This window comes from Micromonospora sp. NPDC006766 (assembly GCF_040636055.1).
Lineage (GTDB): Bacteria > Actinomycetota > Actinomycetes > Mycobacteriales > Micromonosporaceae > Micromonospora.
Genome location: NZ_JBEYIX010000001.1, coordinates 510980 through 531405 on the forward strand (window position 1 = coordinate 510980; position 20426 = coordinate 531405).

Sequence of the window (20426 nt, forward strand, 5' to 3'; positions counted from 1 at the left end):
CCCTCCCGACCACTGTTCCGTTTATGGAACGATACGGTGTAGCAGGATAGCCGGATGGCAGCAGCCCCACGAGACCGGGACCGGACCCCCGACCCGGGCGCCGACGCGGTCGGACGCCGGGTCCGCGCCCTCCGCGAGGAGCGGGGGATGTCCCTCTCCACCCTGGCCCGGCTGGCCGGTGTCGGGAAGGCCACCCTCTCCGGGCTGGAGAACGGCACCCGCAACCCGACCCTGGAGACTCTGTACGCGGTCACCGCGCAGCTCGGCGTACCGCTCACCGCCGTGCTCACCGCGCCCGAGGCGACCCCCACGGTCAGCGGCGCGGCGGTCAGCGCCACCCTGCTGGAGGTCTTCACCGACACCGACGCGACCTACGAGCTGTACCGGATGCGGGTCGCCCCGGGGCCCGGCCAGCTCTCCCCCGCGCACCAGCCCGGGGTGACCGAGCACATCACCGTCTTCGCCGGCGTGCTGCGGGCCGGACCGGTGGACGCCCCGCTGACCGCCGCGGCCGGCGGCCACCTGCGCTGGACCTCCGACGTACCACACAGCTACGCCGCACTCGGCGACGAGGAGGTACGCGCGAGCCTGCTGCTGCGCTACCCACGCCGCTGACCATCTTGGACGCATACCCGGTGGGTAGAGACGCGGGGCGGGTTTTCTTGGCAAGCTTTACCCCATGACGCTGATCCTCCGCTCGGCTATCCGCAACGACGTCGGCCTCGTCCGGACCAACAACGAGGACTGCGCCCTCGCCGGCGACCGCCTAATGGCGGTGGCCGACGGCATGGGCGGGCTGCCCGCCGGCGAGGTGGCGAGCGACATCGTCATCCGGATCCTGGACGAGCTGGCCCCGCCGACCTCTCCCGAGGAGGCCGCCGACGCGCTGCGCGCCGTGGTGAGCGCCGCCAACCAGCGAATCCGCGCCGCCATCACAGTGGACCCGGCCCGGGACGGCATGGGTACGACGCTGACCGCCGGCCTGCTCGCCGGCGACACCCTGGTCCTCGCCCAGGTCGGCGATTCCCGCTGCTACCTGCTGCGCGCCGGTGCGCTCACCCAGCTCACCCGGGACGACACCTTCGTCCAGGCGCTGGTCGACCAGGGCGCGCTCTCCCCCGATCAGGCCCGGCACCACCCGCAGCGCTCGCTGGTCACCCGCGCCGTGCAGGGCTCGGACACGCCACCGGTCATCGGGATGCTCACCGTCTTCCCCGGCGACCGGCTGCTGCTGTGCAGTGACGGCCTCTCCGACTACGTGACGGACGCGGCCATCGCCTCGGTGCTCGGCACGTACGCCGATCGGCAGCTCTGCGGCGAGCAGCTGGTCAAGCTCGCCCACCAGGCCGGCGCGCCGGACAATGTCACCGTCGTGGTCTCCGACGTCACCGCGGCCTGAACCGGCGAACCGGTTGCGGCGGTCACCGAATGCGGTTGAAATGGTCGGATGATCATTCGTCGGTTGGCCGCCGAGGAACGGCTGACCCACAGCTTCCCGATCCAGGCCTACGCGTTCGAGGCCTCGCCGATGACTGCCTCCCGGGTCGACGAGTTCCGCGCGTACCTGCCGTACAACGCGGGCAACCGGACGCTGGTCGTCGAGGAGGACGACGTCACCGCAGCCGCCGTCACGGCGATTCCAATGCGGCAGAACCTGCGCGGCAGCGTCCTGCCGATGGCCGGCGTGGCCGGGGTGGCGACCCACCCGCTGGCCCGCCGGCGCGGGCACGTCCGGGCCCTGCTGCACCAGCTCCTCGACGAGATGCGGGAGGAGGGGCACCCACTGACCGCGTTGTATCCGTTCCGCGCCTCGTTCTACGAGCGCTTCGGTTACGTCGGGCTGCCCGCCCGGCGTACCGCCGTCTTCTCCCCGGCCGACCTGGCCTCGCTGCTCCGCGCCGAACTGCCCGGTGAGGTGGTCTGGGAGCGGGTCGGCGCCGGCTACCAGACGTGGCGCACGTACACCGAGCACTGCCTGTACGAGCGGCACGGGTTCGCGATCTTCCCCGACTTCCGGGCGGTCAGCCTGCGCGACCGGGACGACCGCTGGCTGCTGACCGCCGTACGCGACGACCGGACCGTCGGCGCGGTCACCTACCGGATCGACGACCACGGCGGCGAGCTGATCGCCGACGACCTGCTCGCCGACGACCCGTACGCCCGGGCGTCGCTGCTCCAGTTCTTCGCCCGCCACGTCGACCAGGTGGAGCGGATCCGCGTGCACCTGCCCGCCGACGAGCTGCCCGAGCTGTGGCTCACCGACCTCGCGGTGCAGGTCGAGGCGCGGGTGTCCCGACCCGGGTCGGCCGCCCCGATGGCCCGGCTGCTCAGCCTCGACGCGCTCGCCGGTCTGCCGGTCGGGGCCGGCCGGGTCAACGTCGAGCTGGTCGGTGACCGGTGGCTGGCCGGCACCCACCTGCTCGACGGGGCCGCCGGGCGGCTGGAGGTCCTTTCCGGCGGCTCCGCTGCCGCGACCACCGTCCCGACCGCCACGCTCACCGCCGCCGGCCTCTCCGCCCTCGCGTACGGGGTGCTGGACCCGGTCGAGGTCGCCATCCGAGGCCTCGGGGACGTGCCGGTGGACGCCGCCACCGAGCTGCGCCGCCTCTTCCCCCGCGCCCTCCCCTACCTCTTCGCCGACTTCTGACCCGCCCACCCCCACCCGGTCAAGATCCGCGCACTTTCCGGGAAGTTGCTGTCTCCACGCGCTCGGATGCAGCAACTTCCTGGAAGTTGCGCAGATCTTGGCCGGGACGGTTTGGGCTAGCCTCGGGCGGTGCGGAGGAAATCGCTCGTCGCCCTTTTCGTTCTCGGCCTGGCGGCCGCCGCGTTGCCCGCGTGCGGCGCGGCCGGCCCGGCCGACTCGCCCGCCGCGCCGGTGGCCGCGAGCGGAACCGCCGCCGGCCCGACGGACAGCCCGACGGCCGGCCCGGCGGTCACCCCGACCGCGCGGACCGGTCTCGGCGCGGCGAAACCGAGCGCCTCGCCGTCGACGCCGTCGTTCCGCGCCGGCAACCCGGGTGGGGGTGCCGTCGTGCCGGCCGAGGCGCGGGCGGTGGACACCTCGCACCCCACCCGTACGGTCGGCACCGGCACTGCGGCGAGCTGCACCTCCGACGCGGTGGTCAAGGCCGTTGCGGCGGGCGGGATCATCACCTTCGACTGCGGCCCGACACCGGTGACCATCCAGATGAAGGCCACCGCGAAGGTGGTCAACTCGCACGGGCCGCGGATCGTGCTGGACGGCGGCGGCAAGGTCACCCTGAGCGGCGGCGGCAAGCGCCGGATCCTTTACCTGAACACCTGCGACCAGGCCCAGGGCTGGACCACCTCGCACTGCCAGAACCAGGACCATCCGCAGCTCACCGTGCAGAACCTGACCTTCGCCAACGGCGATTCGACCGGAGACCGGACCGAGGGCGGCGGAGGCGGCGCGATCTTCGTACGGGGCGGGCGGTTCAAGGTGGTCAACTCCCGCTTCGTCGACAACCGGTGCGATCGAACCGGGCCGGACCTGGGCGGCGCGGCCCTGCGGGTGCTCAGCCAGTACGAGAACAAGCCGGTGTACGTGGTGAACAGCACCTTCACCGGTGGGGTGTGCGCCAACGGCGCGGCGATGAGCAGCATCGGCGTTTCCTGGACCGTGCTGAACAGCGTCTTCCGTGACAACCGGGCGGTCGGCACGGGGGCCAACCCGGCTCGGGCCGGCACCTCCGGCGGAGGCAGCGGCGGCGCGATCTACTGCGACGGCAACGAGTTCACGGTACGAATCGCCGGCACGATCATCGAGGGCAACCGCGCCAACGAGGGCGGCGGCGCGATCTTCTTCGTCAGCAACGACCGCACCGGCACCTTGCGGATCGAGCATTCGACCCTGCGCCGCAACCCCAGCCAGGGTTTCGAGACCAGAGGGTTTCCCGGCATCTTCTTTCTCGGCGCCCGCCCACCCACGGTGATCGCCTCCACTCTGGCCTGATCGAGGGTCAGTAGGGGTTGAGGTGGCCGGGGAGGCGGGATCGGAGGAGTGCGGCGGGGCGGCCGGGCAGGGTGGGGTCGGGAGACAGCGGCGGGGAGGCGGTGCCGGTGCGGGCGGCCATGCCGGCGAAGAGGTCCCGGAGCGCGGTGACCGAGTCGAACCGTGGGGTCCAGCCCAGCTCGGCCTCGGCGCGCTCGCTGGACATCAATGGCGCGTTCAAGGCCAGGTCGACCCAGCCGGCGTCGACCGGTTGCAGCCGCGCTGCCCAGGTCAGCGCCGCCGCCGCGCGCAGCACCGGGGCGGCCACCGGCACCGTCCAGCCGTGGAAGTGCCGGGCCAGCAGCTCCGGGGCCAGCACCGGGTCCGCGGCCACGTTGAAGGCACCGCGCGCCTCACCCAGGACCGCCCTCGCGTACGCGTCGGCGACGTCATCGGCGTGCACCGCCTGCAGCCGGAGGCGACGGTTCGCGGGTACGAGCGGGATGCGGCCGTACCGGAGCAGCCGCACCGGGACCAGTGGGCCGAGGAAATAGCGGCTGATCTCGGTGCCGGCGTCGCGCTGGAAGATCAGCCCCGGCCGCAGCCGGACCACCCGCAGCTCCGGGTGCCGCCGCTCGACCGCGTCGAGCAACGCCTCCACCTCCGCCTTGTCCCGGCTGTACGACGACCCGGCCACCCCGGTCGCCGGCCAGCGCTCGCTGACCGGGTGGTCCTTCGGCCCGGGCGCGTACGTGCCGACCGACGAGGCGTACACCAGTGCGGGCACGCCGGCCCGGACGGCCGCGTCAACCACCGACCGGCTGCCGCCGACGTTGGTTCGGTACAGCGTCCGCCGGTCGTGGCTGGGCTGAATCTGCCAGGCCAGGTGGACCACCGCCCGCGCCCCAGCGAAGATCGCCGCCAGCCGATCGGGTGCGCTCGGTGCCCCAATGTCACAGGAGTGCCACTCCGTCCGGTCGTACGGCTCGCCCGGCTCCGGCTCGGGCAGCCGGCGGGCCACCCCGACCAGTTCCAGTCCGGTCTCCCGGTGTAGCCGTCGCAGCAGGGCGGTCCCGACGTTGCCGGTGGCGCCCACGATGACGATCCGCATGTGCGCTGCCCTACCCGTTGAGTCGGGTGCCAACCACCAGACGGCCATGTACGGCGACCGACTGTTGGTGTCCATCGGGCAACGGCTGCGTGCCCGGAGCATGAACACTGGTAGAATGATCCATGACTGACGCCGTTGCGACCGATGTTCCGGATATCAGCGCCGACTGGTATCACGATGTAGTCGAGTTCGCCGACAGCACGCCCCAACCGGTGCACTGGTTTGCCACGTACTTCACCGAGGGAGCGCTGCTGCTCCTCGGCGTGCTGCTGGTGTTGGCGGCGCTGACCCGTCTGTCCGGGCGTGACGTCCGGGGCCACGCGCTCGTCCTGGCCGCGCCGGTCACGGTGCTGCTCGCGTACGCCGCCAGCCTGGGGCTCAAGAACCTGATCGCCGAGGACCGGCCCTGCCGCAGCCTTGCCGATCTGGCGATCGTTGCCGCGCACTGCCCACCCGTCGGCGACTGGTCGTTCCCCAGCAACCACTCCACCATCGCTGGGGCGCTCGCCGCCACCACCCTGCTGCTGCACCGCCGGATCGGCCTGGTGGCCGTCCCGTTGGCTCTGCTCGCCGGCGTGTCCCGCACCTTCGTCGGGGTGCACTACCCGCACGACGTGGCCGCCGGCCTGCTACTCGGCGCCCTCGTCGGCGCGCTGCTCACCCCGCTCGCCGCCCGCCCGATCGCCGAAGTGCTGCACCGGCGCACCCGTCCGCTCGTCCACGTCGGTCGTCACCGCTGACCCGCACGCGCACCCGCGTGAGATCGCATTGACCATGGCCGGGCCAGTCGTCGCCGGGAGACAGGGATGTCGAGAACGCGTGGTCGGCTCCGTCCCTGCGGTGAACGTGACCAGAATGGGTCACACCAGCACCGAGGAGAAACCGATGGCCAAGTACTTGCTGCTCAAGCATTACCGAGGCGCTCCGGCTCCGGTCAACGACGTGCCCATGGACCAGTGGACGCCGGAGGAGATCTCGGCGCACATGCGGTACATGCACGACTTCGCGGCCCGACTCGAGGAGACCGGCGAGTTCGTCGACGCTCAGGCGCTCGCCCCCGAGGGGACATTCGTCCGGTACGACGGTGAGGGGCGCCCGCCGGTCACCGACGGCCCGTTCGCCGAGACGAAGGACCTCATCGCCGGTTGGATGGTGATCGACGTCGACAGCTACGAACGGGCCGTCGAGCTGGCCGGGGAGCTGTCGGCCGCCCCTGGGGCAGGCGGGAAGCCGATCCACGAGTGGCTCGAGGTACGCCCGTTCCTGACCGCGCCGCCCACCATCACCGATTGACCGCTCAGCTGGGCGAGGCCCTGCTCCGGAGCCTCACGCCGAGCGTGCTCGGTATCCTCGTCCGCCGCGGAGCCGACTTCGCGGCGGCCGAGGACGCCGTGCAGGACGCGCTGGTCGAGGCGATCCGCAGCTGGCCGATCAACCCGCCGCAGGATCCGAAGGGCTGGCTGGTCGCCGTGGCCTGGCGCAAGTTCATCGACGCGACCCGGGCAGACGTCGCGCGCCGCCGGCGTGAGGACCGCGTCGACGACGAGCCGGCACCAGGGCCCGCCCCCTCGGTGGACGACACGCTCCAGCTCTACTTCCTGTGCGCCCACCCGTCGCTGACGCCGTCGTCCGCGGTCGCGCTCACGCTGCGCGCTGTCGGTGGGCTGACCACCCGCCAGATCGCCCAGGCCTACCTGGTGCCCGAGGCGACCATGGCGCAGCGCATCAGCCGGGCCAAGCGCACCATCGTCGGCGTGCGGTTCGACCAGCCCGGCGACGTCGCCACCGTGCTGCGCGTCCTCTACCTGGTCTTCAACGAGGGCTACTCCGGCGACGTCGACCTCGCCGCCGAGGCCATCCGGCTCACCCGGCAGCTCGCGGCCGCGATCGACCACCCCGAGGTGGCCGGGCTGCTCGCCCTCATGCTGCTGCACCACGCCCGGCGGGCCAGCCGGACCGCGCCCGACGGCAGTCTCGTGCCGCTCGCCGAGCAGGACCGCGGCCGGTGGGACACCACGTCGATCGCCGCGGGCGTCGAGATCCTGCAGGCGGCCCTCGCCCGCGACCGGCTGGGCGAGTTCCAGGCCCAGGCCGCCATCGCGGCACTCCACGCTGACGCGCCCACCGCTGAAGAGACTGACTGGGTGCAGATCGTTGAGTGGTACGACGAGCTCGCGCGCCTGACCGACAGCCCTGTCGTCCGACTCAACCGCGCGGTGGCCGTCGGCGAGGCCGACGGGCCGCGCTCCGGGCTGACGGCACTCGCGGCGCTGGACGACTCACTGCCCCGCCACACGGCGGTGGCGGCGTATCTTCACGAGCGCGACGGCGACCTGGCCACCGCGGCACGGCTGTACGCCGAGGCGGCCCACAGGGCCCCCAACCTCGCCGAGCGCGACCACCTGACGCGGCAGGCCGCCCGGCTCAACGCCCGCCCCCGTCGCTAACCGGTCCTGACCGGCGAGGTGGCCTACAGACGGCGACCGACCAGTGCCTGGGTCGGGTACGAATCCGCTCACGTCCTCAGGGGACAGCGAGCAGTCGGATCTCGCAGCGGATGCCGCTGGCCTTGGCGAGCCGACCATCACCGGTCACCAGCGGGCAGGCCATCAACTCCGCCGCCGCGACATACGCCGCGTCGTAGGCCGTGACATTGCCATGCAACTGCCACATTCGGTCGAGCAGCAACGGGACGCCAACCTCGTCGATGACCAACGAAGGCAGGGCGTCGATCGCCTCCTGGGCTCGAGCAAGGCCGAGCTTCCTACCGAGGACCTTGCCCCTGATCACCGACATGACCTCGACCAGAAGATTGCCTGGCGCGGCCCAGTGCGGATCTCCGGTCAGCTCTGCCCGCGCCGCGTCGCCTACCGGCCCATCGTCGACCAGGGCATCCGCCAAGGCCGATGCGTCCACGACTATCACGCGGCGCTTCCCCATGGTCCGCGCTGCTCTCGTTGGTCGGTCAACTCGGCAGCACTCTCCCCCGGCAGAGAGCGAGCACCGTCCGATCGGCCGGCGAAGCGATCAAGAGCTGCGGTGTTGCGCAGACGTCGAGCCTGCGTTTCCACCAACTCCAGCAGGTACGCCTGGAGTGACTGCCCGCGCGCCTTGGCCTGTGCGGCCAACGCGTCTCGCACTTCTTCCGGCACGTCCCGAATCTGAAGAGCAACCATGCATTCATTATGCATGCAGCTTCGCTCGGGGCCTGGGAAAGGCTCGATTGCTCGATCAGCGGGTCCGCACAGCGACCGTCGCACAGCGAGAAGTCACAGGTCAGAGAAGTGAGTGGGCCGCCTGGGACTCGAACCCAGAACCTAAGGATTAAAAGTCCTCAGCTCTGCCATTGAGCTAACGGCCCGTCGACCGAACAGATTACCTGAACCCTTCCGGCCCGCTCGATGTGCGCTGGAAGGCAGCGTCGCCCGTTCAGGCCGGGGGCACCGACCGTCCAAGGCCGACGCCCCGACAACCTACTGCACCCGAACCCGAGCAGGGTCAGCTGGTGAGGAGGAGAGTCAGGGCGGTGGCGGTGACGAGGAACGGGCCGAAGGGCAGGTGACTGGACCAGCGGGCCCGGCCGGCCGCCAACAGCGCCAGGGCGACCAGCGCGGAGAGGCTGACGGCCAGCATCAGCCCGACCACCAGCACCGGCCAGCCGTACCAGCCGAGCAGCGCGCCGACGCTCAGCGCCAGCTTGGCGTCACCGAGCCCGAACCCGCGCCGGCCGAGCAGCAGGGTGGTCCCCGCGAAGCCCGCGCCGAGGATGAGCCCGGCTGCGGTGGCGCGCAGCCAGGGCATCGGCCCGGCGCCGGCCAGCGCCACCGCCCCGAGCAGCGCCCACACGCCGGCCGCCGCCGGATAGGTGAGCCGGTCCGGGAGCCGGTGCACGGCGGCGTCGACCAGCGCCAGCGGCACCGCGAAGGCGAGCCACCAGGCCACCGCCAATCGTTCGCCGAACGGGCCGCCGGTCAGCGCGAGCACCGCCACCGCCGCCACCAGCGTCAACTCGACCACGCCGGGCGCCGCGCCGACCCGGGCCCGGCACGCCGGGCATCGCGCCGCCGGCCCGAGCGCCGGCAGCGGCCGGTCCAGGCCGATCGGAGCGCCGCAGCCGTCGCACCCGGCCCGGTCCGCCGCCCCCGGGGGTACGGCGTACCGGGCGACGGCCAGCCGTAGCGGCGGTACGACCGCCAGGGCGGCCAGCAGGCGCACCACCGGACGCCGGTCGGCGGCGTCCTTCGGTGCGGCCCGGAGCCGTTCGGCGGTCACGCCGGCGCCCCGGCAGGGTGGCGGATAGCGTCAACATAGAACACGGAGAGTGAGACTGGTTGCGCCAGCGGGTGACGGATGGCGCGGAAAACGGCGTTCCGGTCGGTCCGGCCAGCGGGTTGACGTACGCCGGGCGACCAGCCTCGACCGGTGCCGACGCCGACGGAACAGATCGGACCAGAAGCCTCGATGCCGCCAATTCCCCCGCCGTGCGGATGCCGAGCAGCCCCCCGAACCCCTTGACCGGGCGAGGGCACTCCCGCCATCGGCCCGGCCAACCATCGGCCGTACGTCACCGTTCGGACACCCACCGGCCACCACCACCCGCAATCACTCAACGTAATCAATTGAATTGCCTCTGTTGCATCGGCGCACGTCAGCCTATGCTCGCCCCTTGGGTGGCACGCAACCCCCGATCCATTGGCGTCGGAGGTCAACCGGAGACATCACATTCCCAATTAGTTGAAGATCCGCAGAGGTAAATGCGGCGGTGGCCACTGGGGGCCCGGGCGGAGACATCCGGGAGCGCTGCCGCATGCCCGGAGCACGCGCGGCGCAGCCGCTCCGGGTCGCCACCGAGGAGGGCGCGGTGTTGCGAACACGGCATTCCCGCCGACTGGTCTGCTTGCTCAGCCTGGCCCTGCTGGCAGCCAACACCGGCTGCGGCGCCGAGCCGGAGGCCGACGCCCGCCCACTGATCAAGGCGGGTGGCACACCGGTCGCGCATTTCACCGCCGGCGAACAGTCGGCCGGGAAAGCGGCCCTCGACGCCTATTCCGGATATCTGGCGGCGTCCCGGCAGGCGAGCGCACGAAGCGACCCCGGCCATCCCGAGCTGGCCCGATTCCTGGCCGATCCGCTGCTGACCCGGGTGCGGGTGGCAATTCGTACCGCGAAGGAGCACGGCGCGATGCGTACCGGACGACTCGTTTCCGATCCCACCGTCGTGTCGGTCGACCTGGCCGCCGACCCGCCGACCGTGGAGATCCAGGACTGCCTGGATGCCACCGACTATCGCCTCGTCTACGCCAAGGACCACCGGGTGGTGCCCGGCACGCGCGGCGGACGATACGTGGCCACGGCCACCGCCGCCCGCTACCCGGACGGCCGGTGGCTGATCAACGCCGGCACGGCGCACCAGGACCAACCGTGCTGACCCGGGCCGGGATAGCCCGCCGGCTGCTGCTCGTCGCCGGCCTGGCGCTGCTGCTCACGCTGACCGGCGTACCCGCCCAGGCCGGTCCGGGCGGCGGAAACTGCCCACCCGGGCAGAACGACTGCCACGTCTGGGACGACGACCCGGGCGTACCCGGTGGGCCGGGCGGGCCGGGCGGGCCGGGCGGCGGCAATCCCGGCGGGGGCGGCCCCGGCACCGCCCCGAAGTGCCAGTGGGAGGGCCGGGCGATCCCCTGCTACAGCGAAGACCTGGGCTGGTTCAACAACGGCGACGGCTGCTACTACAAGCTGACCGAGGGGCCCACCACTCCACCGGAGGGCCAGCAGTGGTACCTGCGGACCTGCAACGGCGGTGACATTGGCAACGCGACAGTCGTCCTGCTGGACGGTCCGCCGCCCGGCTTCGGCGCGCCGCCCGACCCGGAGGAGCTCGCCCGCCGGGCCCTCGCCTCGATCTCGCTGCTGCCGCCCCGGATCGCGGTCACGCCCCGGCGGGACACGGGGCCGGGCCTGGTCGGCCTGCCGGTCTGGATGTGGGCCAGCCGCGGAAACTCCTACTTCGGCCCGCTGCAGGCCTCCGCCTCGGACCGGGGGCTGACGGTCCAGATCGAGGCCAAGGTCACCCGGATCGTGTGGACCATGGGCGACGGCACCAAGATCACCTGCACCGGGCCCGGCACCGCGTACGACGCGAAGGGTCCGCGGGCCGGGAAGACCTCCCCCGACTGCGGCTACGACCGCGGCTACGCCAAGGCCGGCACCTACCAGGTCAGCCTCACCACAACCTGGACCGTGCAGTGGTGGACCGGCGGTGGTACGAGGCACTCACTGGCCCCGCAGACCCGGGTCAGCGGCCCGGTTCCGGTGCGGATCAACGAACTTCAGGTGGTGACCCGATGAGCGTGGCGACCCGGAACGGGATCTCGGCGGACGCCCCGATAGCGCCGCCCCGGGTGGTCCGGCAGCGGCGGATCCGCCCCGGCCTGCTCGGTCTGGCGGTGCTGCTGATCGCCCTCGGCGGGCTGGGCTCGGCCTTCGCGGTCGCCTCGGTCCGGTCGACCGGCAGCTACCTGGCGGTGGCCCGGCCGGTCGAGGTGGGCCAGCAGCTCACCGCCGACGACCTGATCACGGTACGGGTCTCCGGCGGGCAGGAGCTGCGGCCGATACCGACCCGGCGGCTGGAGGAGGTGCTGGAACTGCGGGCGGCGGTCCGGCTGGCCCCGGGCACCCTGCTGACCGACGCCCAGCTCACCGACGCCCCGCTGCTCGGGCCCGGGCAGCAGCAGCTCGCGCTCGGCCTCAAGCCGAGCCGGGTGCCGGCCCCTACGCTCCACCCCGGCGACAAGGTCCTGCTGTTCAGCACCCCGGACCGCAGCGCGAACGCCGACGACGGGGCACGCGGCGGCGCCACCCGGTTCGAGGCCACGGTGATCGACACCACCCCGGACAACAACGACGTGGTGGTCTACCTGGCCCTGGCCGTACGCGACGTGCCGGCGGTGGTGGTGCTGGCCGCGGATGACCGGATCGCGCTCGTGCTCACCGAGGCGGCCTGATGGCCATCATCGCGCTGCTCTCGGCGAAGGGCTCGCCCGGCGTCACCACGTCCGCGCTGGCCGCCGCGCTGACCTGGCACCGACGGCTGGTACTGGCCGAGTGTGACCCGGCGGGTGGCTCGATCCTCGCCGGCTATCTGGGTGGCGCGCTCGACGGTCCCCGGGGCATCGGCGAGTTGGCCGTCGGGGAACTGCGCGACGGCAACCTGGACACCGCCTTCTGGTCGCAACTGGTCGACCTGGACGCGCCGAAGCGGGAGCGGCTGCTGCTGCCCGGCGTGGTCGACCCGGCCCAGGCCGGCAGCGTGACCCCGCTCTGGCAACGGTTCGCCGACTTCTTCACCGGCCTGGAGAAGGGCGTCCCCCCGTACGACGTGCTGGTCGACTGCGGTCGGCTCCAGGTGGCCGGTCCACCGTGGCCGGTGCTGCGCGCCGCCGCGGTGCTGCTGCTGGTCACCCATGCGCACCTGCCCGACCTGTCGGCCACCCGGGCCACCATCCGGGCCGTCGAGCGGGACCTCACCGAGCATCGGGTGCCCCCGGGCACGCTGCGACTGCTGGTGGTCGGCGACGGGCACTCCAGCAGCGAGATCAGCAAGGCGCTGCGGCTGCCGGTGATCGCCCGGTTGCCGCACGACCCGCGTACCGCGGCGGTGCTCAGCCTCGGCGGCACCGTACGCGCCGGGCGGCCGCTGATGCGCGCGGCCAGCGCCCTGGAGGTGCCGGTCGCGGCGCTGCTGGACCGGCGGCGGGCCCGGCTGGCCTGGCCGGGTGCGCCGCAGCCGCAGGCGGTGGCCGCGGCTGCCGCGCCGGGGGTGTCCGGTGCGGTTTGAGCCGGTCTCCCACGACCCGCGCGGGCAGCAGCCCGGCGCCACCTCCACCGTGCCGCCGCTGGCCCCGCCGAACGGACGGCACCACCCGCCGGATGCGACCCTGGCGCCGGTCGCGCCACCGGCGCCCCCACCGCCGCCGCGCCCCCGGGTGGACTTCGCCGTGGTCCGCGAGCTGCGCCGGGAGTTGAGCGAACGGCTCACCCTCTGGCAGCGGGGCCGGGAGTTCGACGCGGACGCCGAGGAGGTGGAGCGGGCGCGGCTGGCCGTCGCGGTGGTTTCCGCGTACGCGGACGCGGTGCGCCGGGCCGGCACGCCGATGGCCGCCGACGAGGAACGGCTGCTGCTCGACCAGGTGACCGCCGAGCTGGTGGGGTTGGGCCGACTGCAGACGCTGCTGGTCGACGACACCATCGAGGAGGTGCACATACTCGGCTGCGACCAGGTACGCATCACCCGGCACGGCGGCGGCGTCGACTGGGCCGAGCCGATCGCCGACAGCGACGACGAGCTGGTGGAGATCCTCCAGGCGGCGGCCCGCCGCGCGGGAGCCACCGAACGATCCCTCTCCACCTCGAAGCCCACGCTCGACCTGCAACTACCCGACGGCAGCCGACTGGCCGCGGTGTTCCTGGTCAGCCACCGCCCGTACGCGGTGATCCGCAAGCACAACACCCTGGCGGTGAGCCTGGAGGACATCGCCGGTGGCCGCCCCGACCTGGACGAGATGATCGACCCGCTGCTGCGCGACTTCCTGCGCGCGTCCATGCGGGCCGGGCTGAACATCATGGTCGCCGGGCTGGCCGGGGCGGGCAAGACCACGGTCATCCGGGCGCTGATGGACGAGATCCCGGCGGACGAGCCGTACGTGCTGCTGGAGGAGAGCCGCGAGCTGCTGCCGGCCCGCCGGGGGCACCGGCACCGGGCGGTGATGAGCTTTGAGGCCCGGGAGGGGCACGGCGAGCGCGGGCTGGACGGCCGCCCGGCCGGCGAGGTGAACATCTCCGACCTGATTCCGGTCTCGCTGCGGATGGGCGTGCTGCGGATCATCGTCGGCGAGGTCCGGTCCCGGGAGATCGTGCCGATGCTCCAGGCGATGACCACCAGCCGTGGGTCGATGTGCACCATCCACGCGCGTACGCCGGCGGGGGTGAGCGAACGGATCATCGAGCTGGCGCTCGCGCACGGCCGGGAGATGACGGTCGACCAGGCCCGCCGGATGGCCGGCAACGCGCTCGACCTGATCGTCTACGTCAACGTCGAGGACGAGACCGCGATCGGCGGCCGCAAGCACCGCTTCGTCTCCCACGTCGAGGAGGTGATCGGGGTGGGTGAGGGCAACCGGATCACCACCACCACGGTCTTCGGGCCGGGGCCGGACGGCCGGGCCGTTCCCCGACACCTGCCCGAGCGGATCCGCGCCCAGCTGCTGCGGGTCGGCTACGACGCCCGGCTGCTGACCCGGTTCATCGAGGCCGGCACCGGCGCCTGGCGTCGGCCCCGGCACACCCGGCTCGGACGGCGGTAACCACCATGCCGATGATCGAGTTGGTCGCGCTCTTCTCCGGCGCGGCGTTCGTGGCCGGGCTGCTGCTGACCGTGGTCGCGCTGGTCGGCACCCGCCGGCCCGCCGGGCCAGCACCGGGCGCGCGGCCCGGTCCGGGTCGACTTTTGACCGGATCCGGGACCAGCCAGCACGAAAAGCGCAATCGCCGGGCGCTGCTCGTCGCGGCGGTGGTGGCCGGGGCCCTGGCCTTCCTGCTGACCGGGCTGCCGGTGGTCGGGCTGCTGGTGGGGCTGGCCGTGCCCGGGGTGCCGTGGCTGTTCGCGGTCGGCCGGGCCGAGCAGCGGGCCATCGCCCGAATCGAGGCGGTCGGCGAGTGGACCCGCCGGTTGAAGGACATCTGCGGCACCGGGCAGGGCCTCCAGCAGGCGATCATCGGCACCATCGCCACCGCTCCCGAGGAGATCCAGGAGGAGGTACGCACCCTGGCCGCCCGGCTCCAGGCCGGCTGGCTGGCGAGGTCCGCCCTGCTCGCCTTCGCCGACGAGATCGGCGACCCGGTTTGCGACCAGGTGGTGGCCGCGCTGATCCTGCACCTGACCGACCGGGGCGAGCGGCTCGGCGACGTGCTCGGCTCGATCGCCTCGGCCGCGTCCGCCGAGGTGGCCACCCGGCGGGAGATCGAGGCGAAGCGTACGCAGCCCCGGTTCGCGGTTCGCTTCCTCACCGGGATGACCCTGGCCACCCTCGCGTACGGGCTGATCAACGCCGAGTACGTCCGGCCGTACCGGACGCCGTTCGGGCAGTTGGTGATGGCGGTGCTCGGTGCCGCGTTCGTCGGGCTGCTGATCTGGGTGCGCTCGATGAGCCAGCCGCCCCGGCCGGCGCGCTTCCTGCCCGCCCCCGACCCGGAGGAGGTGATCGCGTGAGCGTGATCCTCAACTGGGAGCTTGTCATAGCCGTGCTGGGCGGGGCCTTCGTCGGCCTCAGCCTCTTCCTGGTCGTACGCGAGGCGCTGCCGGCCACCCCGGCGCTCGGCCCGGCGCTGCGTCGGCTGCACCAGCCGCCGGGCCAGGCGGTGGCCCGGGGCGGGCCGGACTGGCTGGCCGGCGTCTCCCGCTGGCTGCGCCCGCCGCACCGCCAGCTCGCCCTGCTCGACCGCACCCCCGAGCAGTACGCCATGTCGGTGCTGCTCTCCGCGCTGGTCGGGTTCGCCATGCCGGCCCTGGCGTCGGCCCTGCTCTTCCTGGCCGGGGTGCCGCTGCCGCTCGTCGTACCGGTGCTGGGGAGCCTGGGGTTGGCGCTGGTCGCCGGTCTGGTGGCGCACCGCGACGTGCTGGCGAAGGCGGCCGCCGCGCGGGAGGAGTTCCGGCAGGCGGTCTGCACCTACCTGGACCTGGTCGCGTTGCAGCTCTCCGCCGCGCACGGCCCGGTGCAGTCGCTGGAACGCGCGGCGGCGGTCTGCGACGGCTGGGTCTTCGACCGGATCCGGGAGGCGCTGCGGATCGCCCAGCTTCAGATGCACTCGCCCTGGGACGAGCTGCAGGAGTTGGCCGACCGGATCGGCATCCCGGAGCTGGGCGACGTGGGCGCGATCATGCGCACCTCCGGCAGCGAGGGCGCCCAGGTGCACGAGACGTTGCGCAGCCGCGCCGACTCGCTGCGCGACCAGATCCGTACCGACAACCTGGCTCGGGCTGAGGGGGTGACCAGCCGGTTGGACATCCCGGGCTCGCTGCTGGTCTTCGTCCTGCTCGGCTTCGCCGTCTACCCGTTCCTGGCCCGTCTGTGAACCCTACGCACGAGAAGGAGAACTCCGATGCGCCTCTCCACCTACCTGTACGCCGCGGTGAGAAGCCGCTTGGCCCAGCTGCGACGGGACCCCGAGCGGGGCGACAGCCCGGTGCCGACCGCCGTGATCATCTTCGGCCTGGTCTTCGTCGCCACGATTGTCACCGGGATCGTCTACGCCAAGGCGGACAACTGGATGAGTGCCATCCCAAACAGCAAGAACCCAACGAAGTGATGTCCCGCCCCGACCGTACGGACCGGAGTCGGCCGGCATCCGCCGACCGGTCCACCGGCCGGGGCGGCCCGGGGCGGATCACCGCAGTCGTTCGTGCCCGGCTCGCCGCCGACGGGGCGGAGCGGGGCGCCAACCCGGTCGAGCTGGCGGTGGTGATGCCGGCGATCCTGGTGCTGCTCTTCGGCTCGATCCAGCTCGGCGTCTGGTTCGTCGCCCGAGCCACCGCCCTCAACGCGGCGCAGTCCGGGGTCAACGCCCAACGCGTGTTCAAGGCCCCGTCCGGTGCGGGCCGCGATCGAGCCACCAGATTCCTGAGCGCCAGCGGTGACTGGTTGGTCGACTGGCGGAACCCCGGCCCCACCTGCACGAGGACCGCCACCGAGGTCACCTGCACGGTCAGCGGGCGCTCCCTGTCGGTGATCCCGGGGGTCGACTTCCGGGTCCGGCAGACCGCGCACGGGCCGGTCGAACGTTGGACGACGGGATGAGGCCGATGCGCGAACGCGGTTCCGTCTCGATCGAGGTGGCGGTGCTCGCCCCGGCCTTCATCCTGCTGATGGTGCTGGGCGGGGTGGCCGGGCGGACGGCCGTGGCCGCCGAGGCGGTGGAGTCGGCCGCGCACGACGCCGCCCGGGCCGCCTCGATCGCCCGGGACTCGCGCACCGGCCAGACCGCGGCCACCAACGCGGCCCGCCGGCAACTCGACTGGTCGGGGTTGAACTGCGCCGCCCAGCCGGCACTGACCTTCAGCGGCTCGGTCCAGGGCAGGGCGACGACCTTCGCCGCCGCGTACCGCAGCGCGCCCGGGGTGCCAGCGACCGTCACCGTCACGGTGACCTGCACGGTCTCCTTCGCCGACCTGCGGGCACCGGGGCTGCCCGGAGTGCCCGCCAGCAAGACCGTCTCGGCGAGCTTCACGTCCCCGCTGGACACCTACCGGAGTCGTGGATGACCGGGGGGCGCGCGTCGGAGAGCGGCCGGGTGAGTCTCTTCCTCGCCGTGGCGATGACCGGCGTACTCATGATCATCAGCCTGGCGTACGACGGCGCCGGGCAGATGCGGTCGTTGCAGCGCGCCGACAACCTCGCCGCCGAGGCGGCCCGCAGCGGCGGTCAGATGATCGACCGGGCCCAGGCCATCGAGGGCGGCCCGAAGAAGATCGACGAGGCGAGCGCCCGGAACGCCGTCGCGAGCTACCTGCGCGCCGCCGGCGGCGTCGCCAGCCACGAGGTCAGCTTCCCGGTCGTCAACGGCGAGAAGCAGATCCAGGTACACGTCCGCATCACCTACCGCCGGAACCTGCTCGGCCTCTTCGGCCTCAAGAACTCCGTCACCGTCACCGGTGAGGCCACCGCACGGGCGCTCACCGGGGCACCGTAGGAAGGGAAGGCAGCCATGGCCGCACCCCGACGTTCCACCGTACGGCGAACCGGCCAGGTCCTCACCGGGCTCGGTGCCCTCGTGGTGCTCTGCGCGGTGCTGGCCGGCGGGCCGATCGCGCTTCTCGCCTTCGCCGGCAACCCCTTCCCCGACCACCTACCCACCCTCACCGAGATGGGTACGGCGTTGACCAGCCGCGACGACGGGCAACTCTTCCTGCGGGTGCTGGCCGTGGTGGGCTGGTTCGGCTGGGCGACGTTCGCGTTTTCCGTACTGGTGGAGCTGCTGGCGGCGGCGCTGCGCCGGCCGGCTCCCCGGTTGCCGGGGATGCACCGGCAGCAGCGAGCCGCAGCCGCCCTGGTCGGCTCGGTGGCGCTGATCCTGGCGGCGAGCCCGGCCGCCGCGAGCGCCGCCACCCTGGCCGCCCCGCAGCCGGCCACCGCCCCACATTCGATCGCCGCCGCCCACTCGATCGCCACCGCTCCGGCGGCCCGGGTGACCACGCCGCCGCCAGCCCAGGCCGGGCCGATGGTGTACCGGGTCGCGAAGGGTGACTACCTCGGCGAGGTGGCCGAGCGCTACCTGGACGACTTCGAGCGCTACCGGGAGGTGGCCCGGCTGAACCGGCTCGCCGACCCGGACCGGATCCACCCCGGCCAGCTGCTCAAACTTCCCGGGGGAGCAGTGGACGACGGGGCCCGTCGGCACGCCACGGGACGGCTGGTCACCCCGGCGTCCCGTCCGGTGCCGGGCGCGACGGTGCCGGGCGGCGGCGGGGCGGGGGCGCTCGGGCCGGCACCCACGGCCAAGCCATCGCCGCACGCTGCCCCGGCGAAGCCGTCGCCACACCCTGCGGGTCAGACCGAAGCGCCGGGGTCCACGGTGGTGGAACCGGCTGGGCTACCGCCGGCGATGGCGGTCGGCGCGTCCCGGGCCACCACCGAGGACGGGATCAACCGGCCGCTGGCGATCTCGGCGGTGCTGGCGGTGGCCAGCATCGTCGGCGCGCAGATCGGCGCTGTCCTCGGCCTACGCCGCCGCTCAACCCCCCGCCCCGCCGGAGGGACCTTGACAGTCGGCCGGCACCGGCGGGGCTGACCGGCCAGTCGGCTACGGTCATCGGCATGCCGACGCACGTGGTTCGCGCCATCAGCCTGGACGTCTCGCACGAGCCGCTCCCGGCCGACCTGGTGCGGGAGGGCCATCCGACCACGGGCGCCGTTCCGGTGCCCACCGTGGCCGGGCTGGACGTCGGAGTGTGGGAGCACAGCCCAGGGGTGAGCACCGATGTGGAGGCCGACGAGGTCTTCGTGGTGCTCTCCGGTCGGGCGAGCGTCGCCGTCGAGGGCGGGCCGACGCTGGAGCTGGCCCCGGGCGACCTGTGCGTGCTGGAGGCCGGCACCCGGACCACCTGGACCGTGCACGAGACGCTGCGCAAGGTATACGTCACCCCGGCCAGCTGACCCACCGTTGCGCAACCACCTGCGGCGCGATCTTGGAAGATTTCGGCCCCTAGAGGGGCCACCTCCTTCCAAGATCGGCACGAGGCATGGTGAGTGGCCAGCGCCGGTCAGGGCAGGCGGGCCTCGAGGCGGCCGTTGACCACTCGGGTCGGCAGGAGCACCTGGTCGTTGGCGGCCGGGCCGTGCACCACCTCGCCGCCGTTGAGGCGGAACGTGCTGCCGTGCCACGGGCACACCACGCAGTCGTGCCCGTCGACCTCCTGCACCTGACCCTGCCCGAGCGGGCCGCTCTGGTGCGGGCAGCGCTCCAGCATCACGGTGACGTCGTCGCCATGCCGGTAGAGGATCACCGAGACCTCGTCGATCTCGCAGGTGATGAGCTGCCGCTGCGGCAGCGTGGCCATGTCACCGAGCGAGTGCCAGCCCTCGCTCATCCGGTGCAGCTCCGAGATGCTCTGACTGACCTGCGCCCCCTGGCTGTACGCGAGGTGCCCACCCAGGTACGCCCCGCCGCTCGCCGCCGACAGCCCCAGGTACGCCAGCGCCTTGCCCAGCCCGTGCCGGCCGTTGCGCCGGGCGACCAGCGAGCCCGCGTAACAGGCCAGGGCGACGCTGTTCGCGGCGGCGTGCACCAGGCCGACCCTGCGCTGGTCCCGGGAGAGGGCGGCCCAGTCGTTGAGCCCGGCCACGGCGGCCGGCAGGGCGCTCACCGTGCCGATCCCGATCAGCGTGGTCGCCGCCCGGCGCTGCCCGGGCATCAGGTCGAGCACCGCGGCACTCATCCAGGCACCGACCGGCACCTGCACCATCGCCGGGTGGAGCGGATGCCCCAGCCAGACACCGTGCAGCAGGTCCCGGACCCGCTGCGTACGCAGGGTGCCCTGGACGATCCGCTGAAGTCGGTCGCCGATCCGGTCGAGCCGGGAGGCCTGTTCGAGTTTGACCAGTGGTTCGCGCACCTGGTCCGACTTCCCGGCAGCCCCGCCCCCAAACCGGGCGGCCCCCACGAATCACCCCATCGGGTACCCAGGAGGTGTTGAGGCAACCAGCGGCCATTCTGGTTGCGGCAGCAACTGTGAGTCACTGCAACCATCGAGGCCATTCCCGTCACCCTGCGACATGTTGCTGGGGATGTCCACCAGCCGGCCTACCG

25 protein-coding genes and 1 tRNA gene are annotated in these 20426 nt (G+C 72.8%); 20 read left to right on the plus strand and 6 right to left on the minus strand.

Going from position 1 to position 20426, the window contains the following annotated elements; all coding sequences use genetic code 11:
* Positions 1–54 precede the first annotated feature (54 nt).
* The 4 genes from ABZ671_RS03075 to ABZ671_RS03090 all read left to right on the plus strand — a co-directional run bounded on the left by ABZ671_RS03075 (position 55) and on the right by ABZ671_RS03090 (position 3976).
* Entirely contained in the window at positions 55–615 is a 561-nt protein-coding gene (locus ABZ671_RS03075; protein ID WP_357850235.1) for an XRE family transcriptional regulator, read from the plus strand.
* 64 nt (positions 616–679) lie between these two features.
* Complete coding sequence (locus ABZ671_RS03080) at positions 680–1399, plus strand: protein phosphatase 2C domain-containing protein (protein ID WP_357850238.1); 720 nt, start codon at positions 680–682, stop codon at positions 1397–1399.
* A gap of 48 nt (positions 1400–1447) precedes the next feature.
* Positions 1448–2647: a GNAT family N-acetyltransferase gene (locus ABZ671_RS03085; protein ID WP_357850241.1), complete on the plus strand. Its 1200-nt coding sequence runs from the start codon at positions 1448–1450 to the stop codon at positions 2645–2647.
* A gap of 129 nt (positions 2648–2776) precedes the next feature.
* The gene (locus ABZ671_RS03090; protein WP_357850244.1) at positions 2777–3976 is read left to right on the plus strand and encodes a hypothetical protein; all 1200 of its coding nucleotides are present in this window, start codon (positions 2777–2779) and stop codon (positions 3974–3976) included.
* A gap of 7 nt (positions 3977–3983) precedes the next feature.
* On the opposite strand, the gene ABZ671_RS03095 is transcribed toward ABZ671_RS03090, so the two are convergent.
* Positions 3984–5066, minus strand: coding sequence for an NAD-dependent epimerase/dehydratase family protein (locus ABZ671_RS03095; RefSeq protein WP_357850247.1), 1083 nt, complete (start codon positions 5064–5066; stop codon positions 3984–3986).
* A 122-nt stretch (positions 5067–5188) separates the two neighbouring features.
* Between ABZ671_RS03095 and ABZ671_RS03100 the strand changes: the two genes are divergently transcribed.
* The 3 genes from ABZ671_RS03100 to ABZ671_RS03110 all read left to right on the plus strand — a co-directional run bounded on the left by ABZ671_RS03100 (position 5189) and on the right by ABZ671_RS03110 (position 7513).
* Complete coding sequence (locus tag ABZ671_RS03100; RefSeq protein ID WP_357850249.1) at positions 5189–5806, plus strand: phosphatase PAP2 family protein; 618 nt, start codon at positions 5189–5191, stop codon at positions 5804–5806.
* Positions 5807–5951: 145 nt separating this feature from the next.
* Positions 5952–6359, plus strand: a complete 408-nt coding sequence (locus ABZ671_RS03105; protein WP_357850252.1) for a YciI family protein — start codon at positions 5952–5954, stop codon at positions 6357–6359.
* 8 nt (positions 6360–6367) lie between these two features.
* Positions 6368–7513 carry a DUF6596 domain-containing protein gene (locus ABZ671_RS03110; protein WP_357850629.1) on the plus strand — a complete coding sequence of 382 codons (1146 nt, stop codon included), beginning with the start codon at positions 6368–6370 and terminating at the stop codon, positions 7511–7513.
* Between the two features lie 76 nt (positions 7514–7589).
* Here the strand turns inward: ABZ671_RS03110 and ABZ671_RS03115 are convergent, their stop codons facing one another.
* The 4 genes from ABZ671_RS03115 to ABZ671_RS03130 form a co-directional block, all read right to left on the minus strand.
* The gene (locus tag ABZ671_RS03115) at positions 7590–8006 is read right to left on the minus strand and encodes a type II toxin-antitoxin system VapC family toxin (protein ID WP_357850256.1); all 417 of its coding nucleotides are present in this window, start codon (positions 8004–8006) and stop codon (positions 7590–7592) included.
* A complete protein-coding gene (locus tag ABZ671_RS03120) occupies positions 7988–8242 on the minus strand; it encodes a hypothetical protein (protein ID WP_137779437.1) in 255 nt (84 codons plus the stop codon). Before ABZ671_RS03120 ends, ABZ671_RS03115 begins: the two co-directional genes overlap by 19 nt.
* 113 nt (positions 8243–8355) lie before the next feature.
* A tRNA-Lys gene (locus ABZ671_RS03125) sits at positions 8356–8427 on the minus strand.
* Between the two features lie 137 nt (positions 8428–8564).
* Entirely contained in the window at positions 8565–9338 is a 774-nt protein-coding gene (locus tag ABZ671_RS03130) for an A24 family peptidase (RefSeq protein WP_357850260.1), read from the minus strand.
* Between the two features lie 592 nt (positions 9339–9930).
* On the opposite strand from ABZ671_RS03130, the gene ABZ671_RS03135 reads away from it, so the two are divergent.
* Genes ABZ671_RS03135 through ABZ671_RS03195 form a run of 13 tightly spaced genes read left to right on the plus strand, consistent with a single transcriptional unit; the run spans position 9931 to position 19273 of the window.
* Entirely contained in the window at positions 9931–10494 is a 564-nt protein-coding gene (locus ABZ671_RS03135; RefSeq protein ID WP_357850632.1) for a hypothetical protein, read from the plus strand.
* Positions 10488–11414 (plus strand): hypothetical protein, encoded by a 927-nt coding sequence (locus tag ABZ671_RS03140; RefSeq protein WP_357850262.1) that lies wholly within the window; start codon positions 10488–10490, stop codon positions 11412–11414. The genes ABZ671_RS03135 and ABZ671_RS03140 overlap by 7 nt, the downstream gene beginning before the upstream one ends.
* Positions 11411–12070, plus strand: coding sequence for an SAF domain-containing protein (locus ABZ671_RS03145; RefSeq protein ID WP_357850265.1), 660 nt, complete (start codon positions 11411–11413; stop codon positions 12068–12070). The genes ABZ671_RS03140 and ABZ671_RS03145 overlap by 4 nt, the downstream gene beginning before the upstream one ends.
* Positions 12070–12903, plus strand: a complete 834-nt coding sequence (locus ABZ671_RS03150; RefSeq protein WP_357850269.1) for a ParA family protein — start codon at positions 12070–12072, stop codon at positions 12901–12903. The genes ABZ671_RS03145 and ABZ671_RS03150 overlap by 1 nt, the downstream gene beginning before the upstream one ends.
* Positions 12893–14428 (plus strand): CpaF/VirB11 family protein, encoded by a 1536-nt coding sequence (locus tag ABZ671_RS03155; protein ID WP_357850272.1) that lies wholly within the window; start codon positions 12893–12895, stop codon positions 14426–14428. Before ABZ671_RS03150 ends, ABZ671_RS03155 begins: the two co-directional genes overlap by 11 nt.
* Before the next feature lie 5 nt (positions 14429–14433).
* On the plus strand, positions 14434–15333 hold the full coding sequence (locus ABZ671_RS03160; protein ID WP_357850275.1) for a type II secretion system F family protein: 900 nt from the start codon (positions 14434–14436) through the stop codon (positions 15331–15333).
* A gap of 5 nt (positions 15334–15338) precedes the next feature.
* Positions 15339–16196, plus strand: a complete 858-nt coding sequence (locus tag ABZ671_RS03165) for a type II secretion system F family protein (RefSeq protein WP_357850635.1) — start codon at positions 15339–15341, stop codon at positions 16194–16196.
* Between the two features lie 27 nt (positions 16197–16223).
* Entirely contained in the window at positions 16224–16430 is a 207-nt protein-coding gene (locus ABZ671_RS03170) for a hypothetical protein (RefSeq protein WP_357850278.1), read from the plus strand.
* Positions 16430–16918 (plus strand): TadE family protein, encoded by a 489-nt coding sequence (locus ABZ671_RS03175; RefSeq protein ID WP_357850281.1) that lies wholly within the window; start codon positions 16430–16432, stop codon positions 16916–16918. Before ABZ671_RS03170 ends, ABZ671_RS03175 begins: the two co-directional genes overlap by 1 nt.
* Positions 16915–17382 (plus strand): TadE/TadG family type IV pilus assembly protein, encoded by a 468-nt coding sequence (locus ABZ671_RS03180; RefSeq protein WP_357850283.1) that lies wholly within the window; start codon positions 16915–16917, stop codon positions 17380–17382. The genes ABZ671_RS03175 and ABZ671_RS03180 overlap by 4 nt, the downstream gene beginning before the upstream one ends.
* Positions 17379–17810 (plus strand): hypothetical protein, encoded by a 432-nt coding sequence (locus ABZ671_RS03185; RefSeq protein WP_357850285.1) that lies wholly within the window; start codon positions 17379–17381, stop codon positions 17808–17810. Before ABZ671_RS03180 ends, ABZ671_RS03185 begins: the two co-directional genes overlap by 4 nt.
* 15 nt (positions 17811–17825) lie before the next feature.
* Positions 17826–18908 (plus strand): LysM domain-containing protein, encoded by a 1083-nt coding sequence (locus tag ABZ671_RS03190; protein ID WP_357850287.1) that lies wholly within the window; start codon positions 17826–17828, stop codon positions 18906–18908.
* Between the two features lie 26 nt (positions 18909–18934).
* Positions 18935–19273: a cupin domain-containing protein gene (locus ABZ671_RS03195; protein WP_357850290.1), complete on the plus strand. Its 339-nt coding sequence runs from the start codon at positions 18935–18937 to the stop codon at positions 19271–19273.
* A gap of 107 nt (positions 19274–19380) precedes the next feature.
* Here ABZ671_RS03195 and ABZ671_RS03200 read toward each other — a convergent pair whose 3' ends face one another.
* Complete coding sequence (locus ABZ671_RS03200) at positions 19381–20232, minus strand: DUF2231 domain-containing protein (RefSeq protein ID WP_357850293.1); 852 nt, start codon at positions 20230–20232, stop codon at positions 19381–19383.
* Positions 20233–20426 lie beyond the last annotated feature (194 nt).

Coding starts and splice junctions, on each gene's coding strand:
- ABZ671_RS03075 (WP_357850235.1), top strand. CDS start 55: ATGGCAGCAGCCCCACGAGACCGGGACCGGACCCCCGACCCGGGCGCC.
- ABZ671_RS03080 (WP_357850238.1), top strand. CDS start 680: ATGACGCTGATCCTCCGCTCGGCTATCCGCAACGACGTCGGCCTCGTC.
- ABZ671_RS03085 (WP_357850241.1), top strand. CDS start 1,448: ATGATCATTCGTCGGTTGGCCGCCGAGGAACGGCTGACCCACAGCTTC.
- ABZ671_RS03095 (WP_357850247.1), bottom strand. CDS start 5,066: ATGCGGATCGTCATCGTGGGCGCCACCGGCAACGTCGGGACCGCCCTG.
- ABZ671_RS03100 (WP_357850249.1), top strand. CDS start 5,189: ATGACTGACGCCGTTGCGACCGATGTTCCGGATATCAGCGCCGACTGG.
- ABZ671_RS03105 (WP_357850252.1), top strand. CDS start 5,952: ATGGCCAAGTACTTGCTGCTCAAGCATTACCGAGGCGCTCCGGCTCCG.
- ABZ671_RS03115 (WP_357850256.1), bottom strand. CDS start 8,006: ATGGGGAAGCGCCGCGTGATAGTCGTGGACGCATCGGCCTTGGCGGAT.
- ABZ671_RS03120 (WP_137779437.1), bottom strand. CDS start 8,242: ATGGTTGCTCTTCAGATTCGGGACGTGCCGGAAGAAGTGCGAGACGCG.
- ABZ671_RS03145 (WP_357850265.1), top strand. CDS start 11,411: ATGAGCGTGGCGACCCGGAACGGGATCTCGGCGGACGCCCCGATAGCG.
- ABZ671_RS03150 (WP_357850269.1), top strand. CDS start 12,070: ATGGCCATCATCGCGCTGCTCTCGGCGAAGGGCTCGCCCGGCGTCACC.
- ABZ671_RS03160 (WP_357850275.1), top strand. CDS start 14,434: ATGCCGATGATCGAGTTGGTCGCGCTCTTCTCCGGCGCGGCGTTCGTG.
- ABZ671_RS03170 (WP_357850278.1), top strand. CDS start 16,224: ATGCGCCTCTCCACCTACCTGTACGCCGCGGTGAGAAGCCGCTTGGCC.
- ABZ671_RS03175 (WP_357850281.1), top strand. CDS start 16,430: ATGTCCCGCCCCGACCGTACGGACCGGAGTCGGCCGGCATCCGCCGAC.
- ABZ671_RS03180 (WP_357850283.1), top strand. CDS start 16,915: ATGAGGCCGATGCGCGAACGCGGTTCCGTCTCGATCGAGGTGGCGGTG.
- ABZ671_RS03185 (WP_357850285.1), top strand. CDS start 17,379: ATGACCGGGGGGCGCGCGTCGGAGAGCGGCCGGGTGAGTCTCTTCCTC.
- ABZ671_RS03190 (WP_357850287.1), top strand. CDS start 17,826: ATGGCCGCACCCCGACGTTCCACCGTACGGCGAACCGGCCAGGTCCTC.
- ABZ671_RS03195 (WP_357850290.1), top strand. CDS start 18,935: ATGCCGACGCACGTGGTTCGCGCCATCAGCCTGGACGTCTCGCACGAG.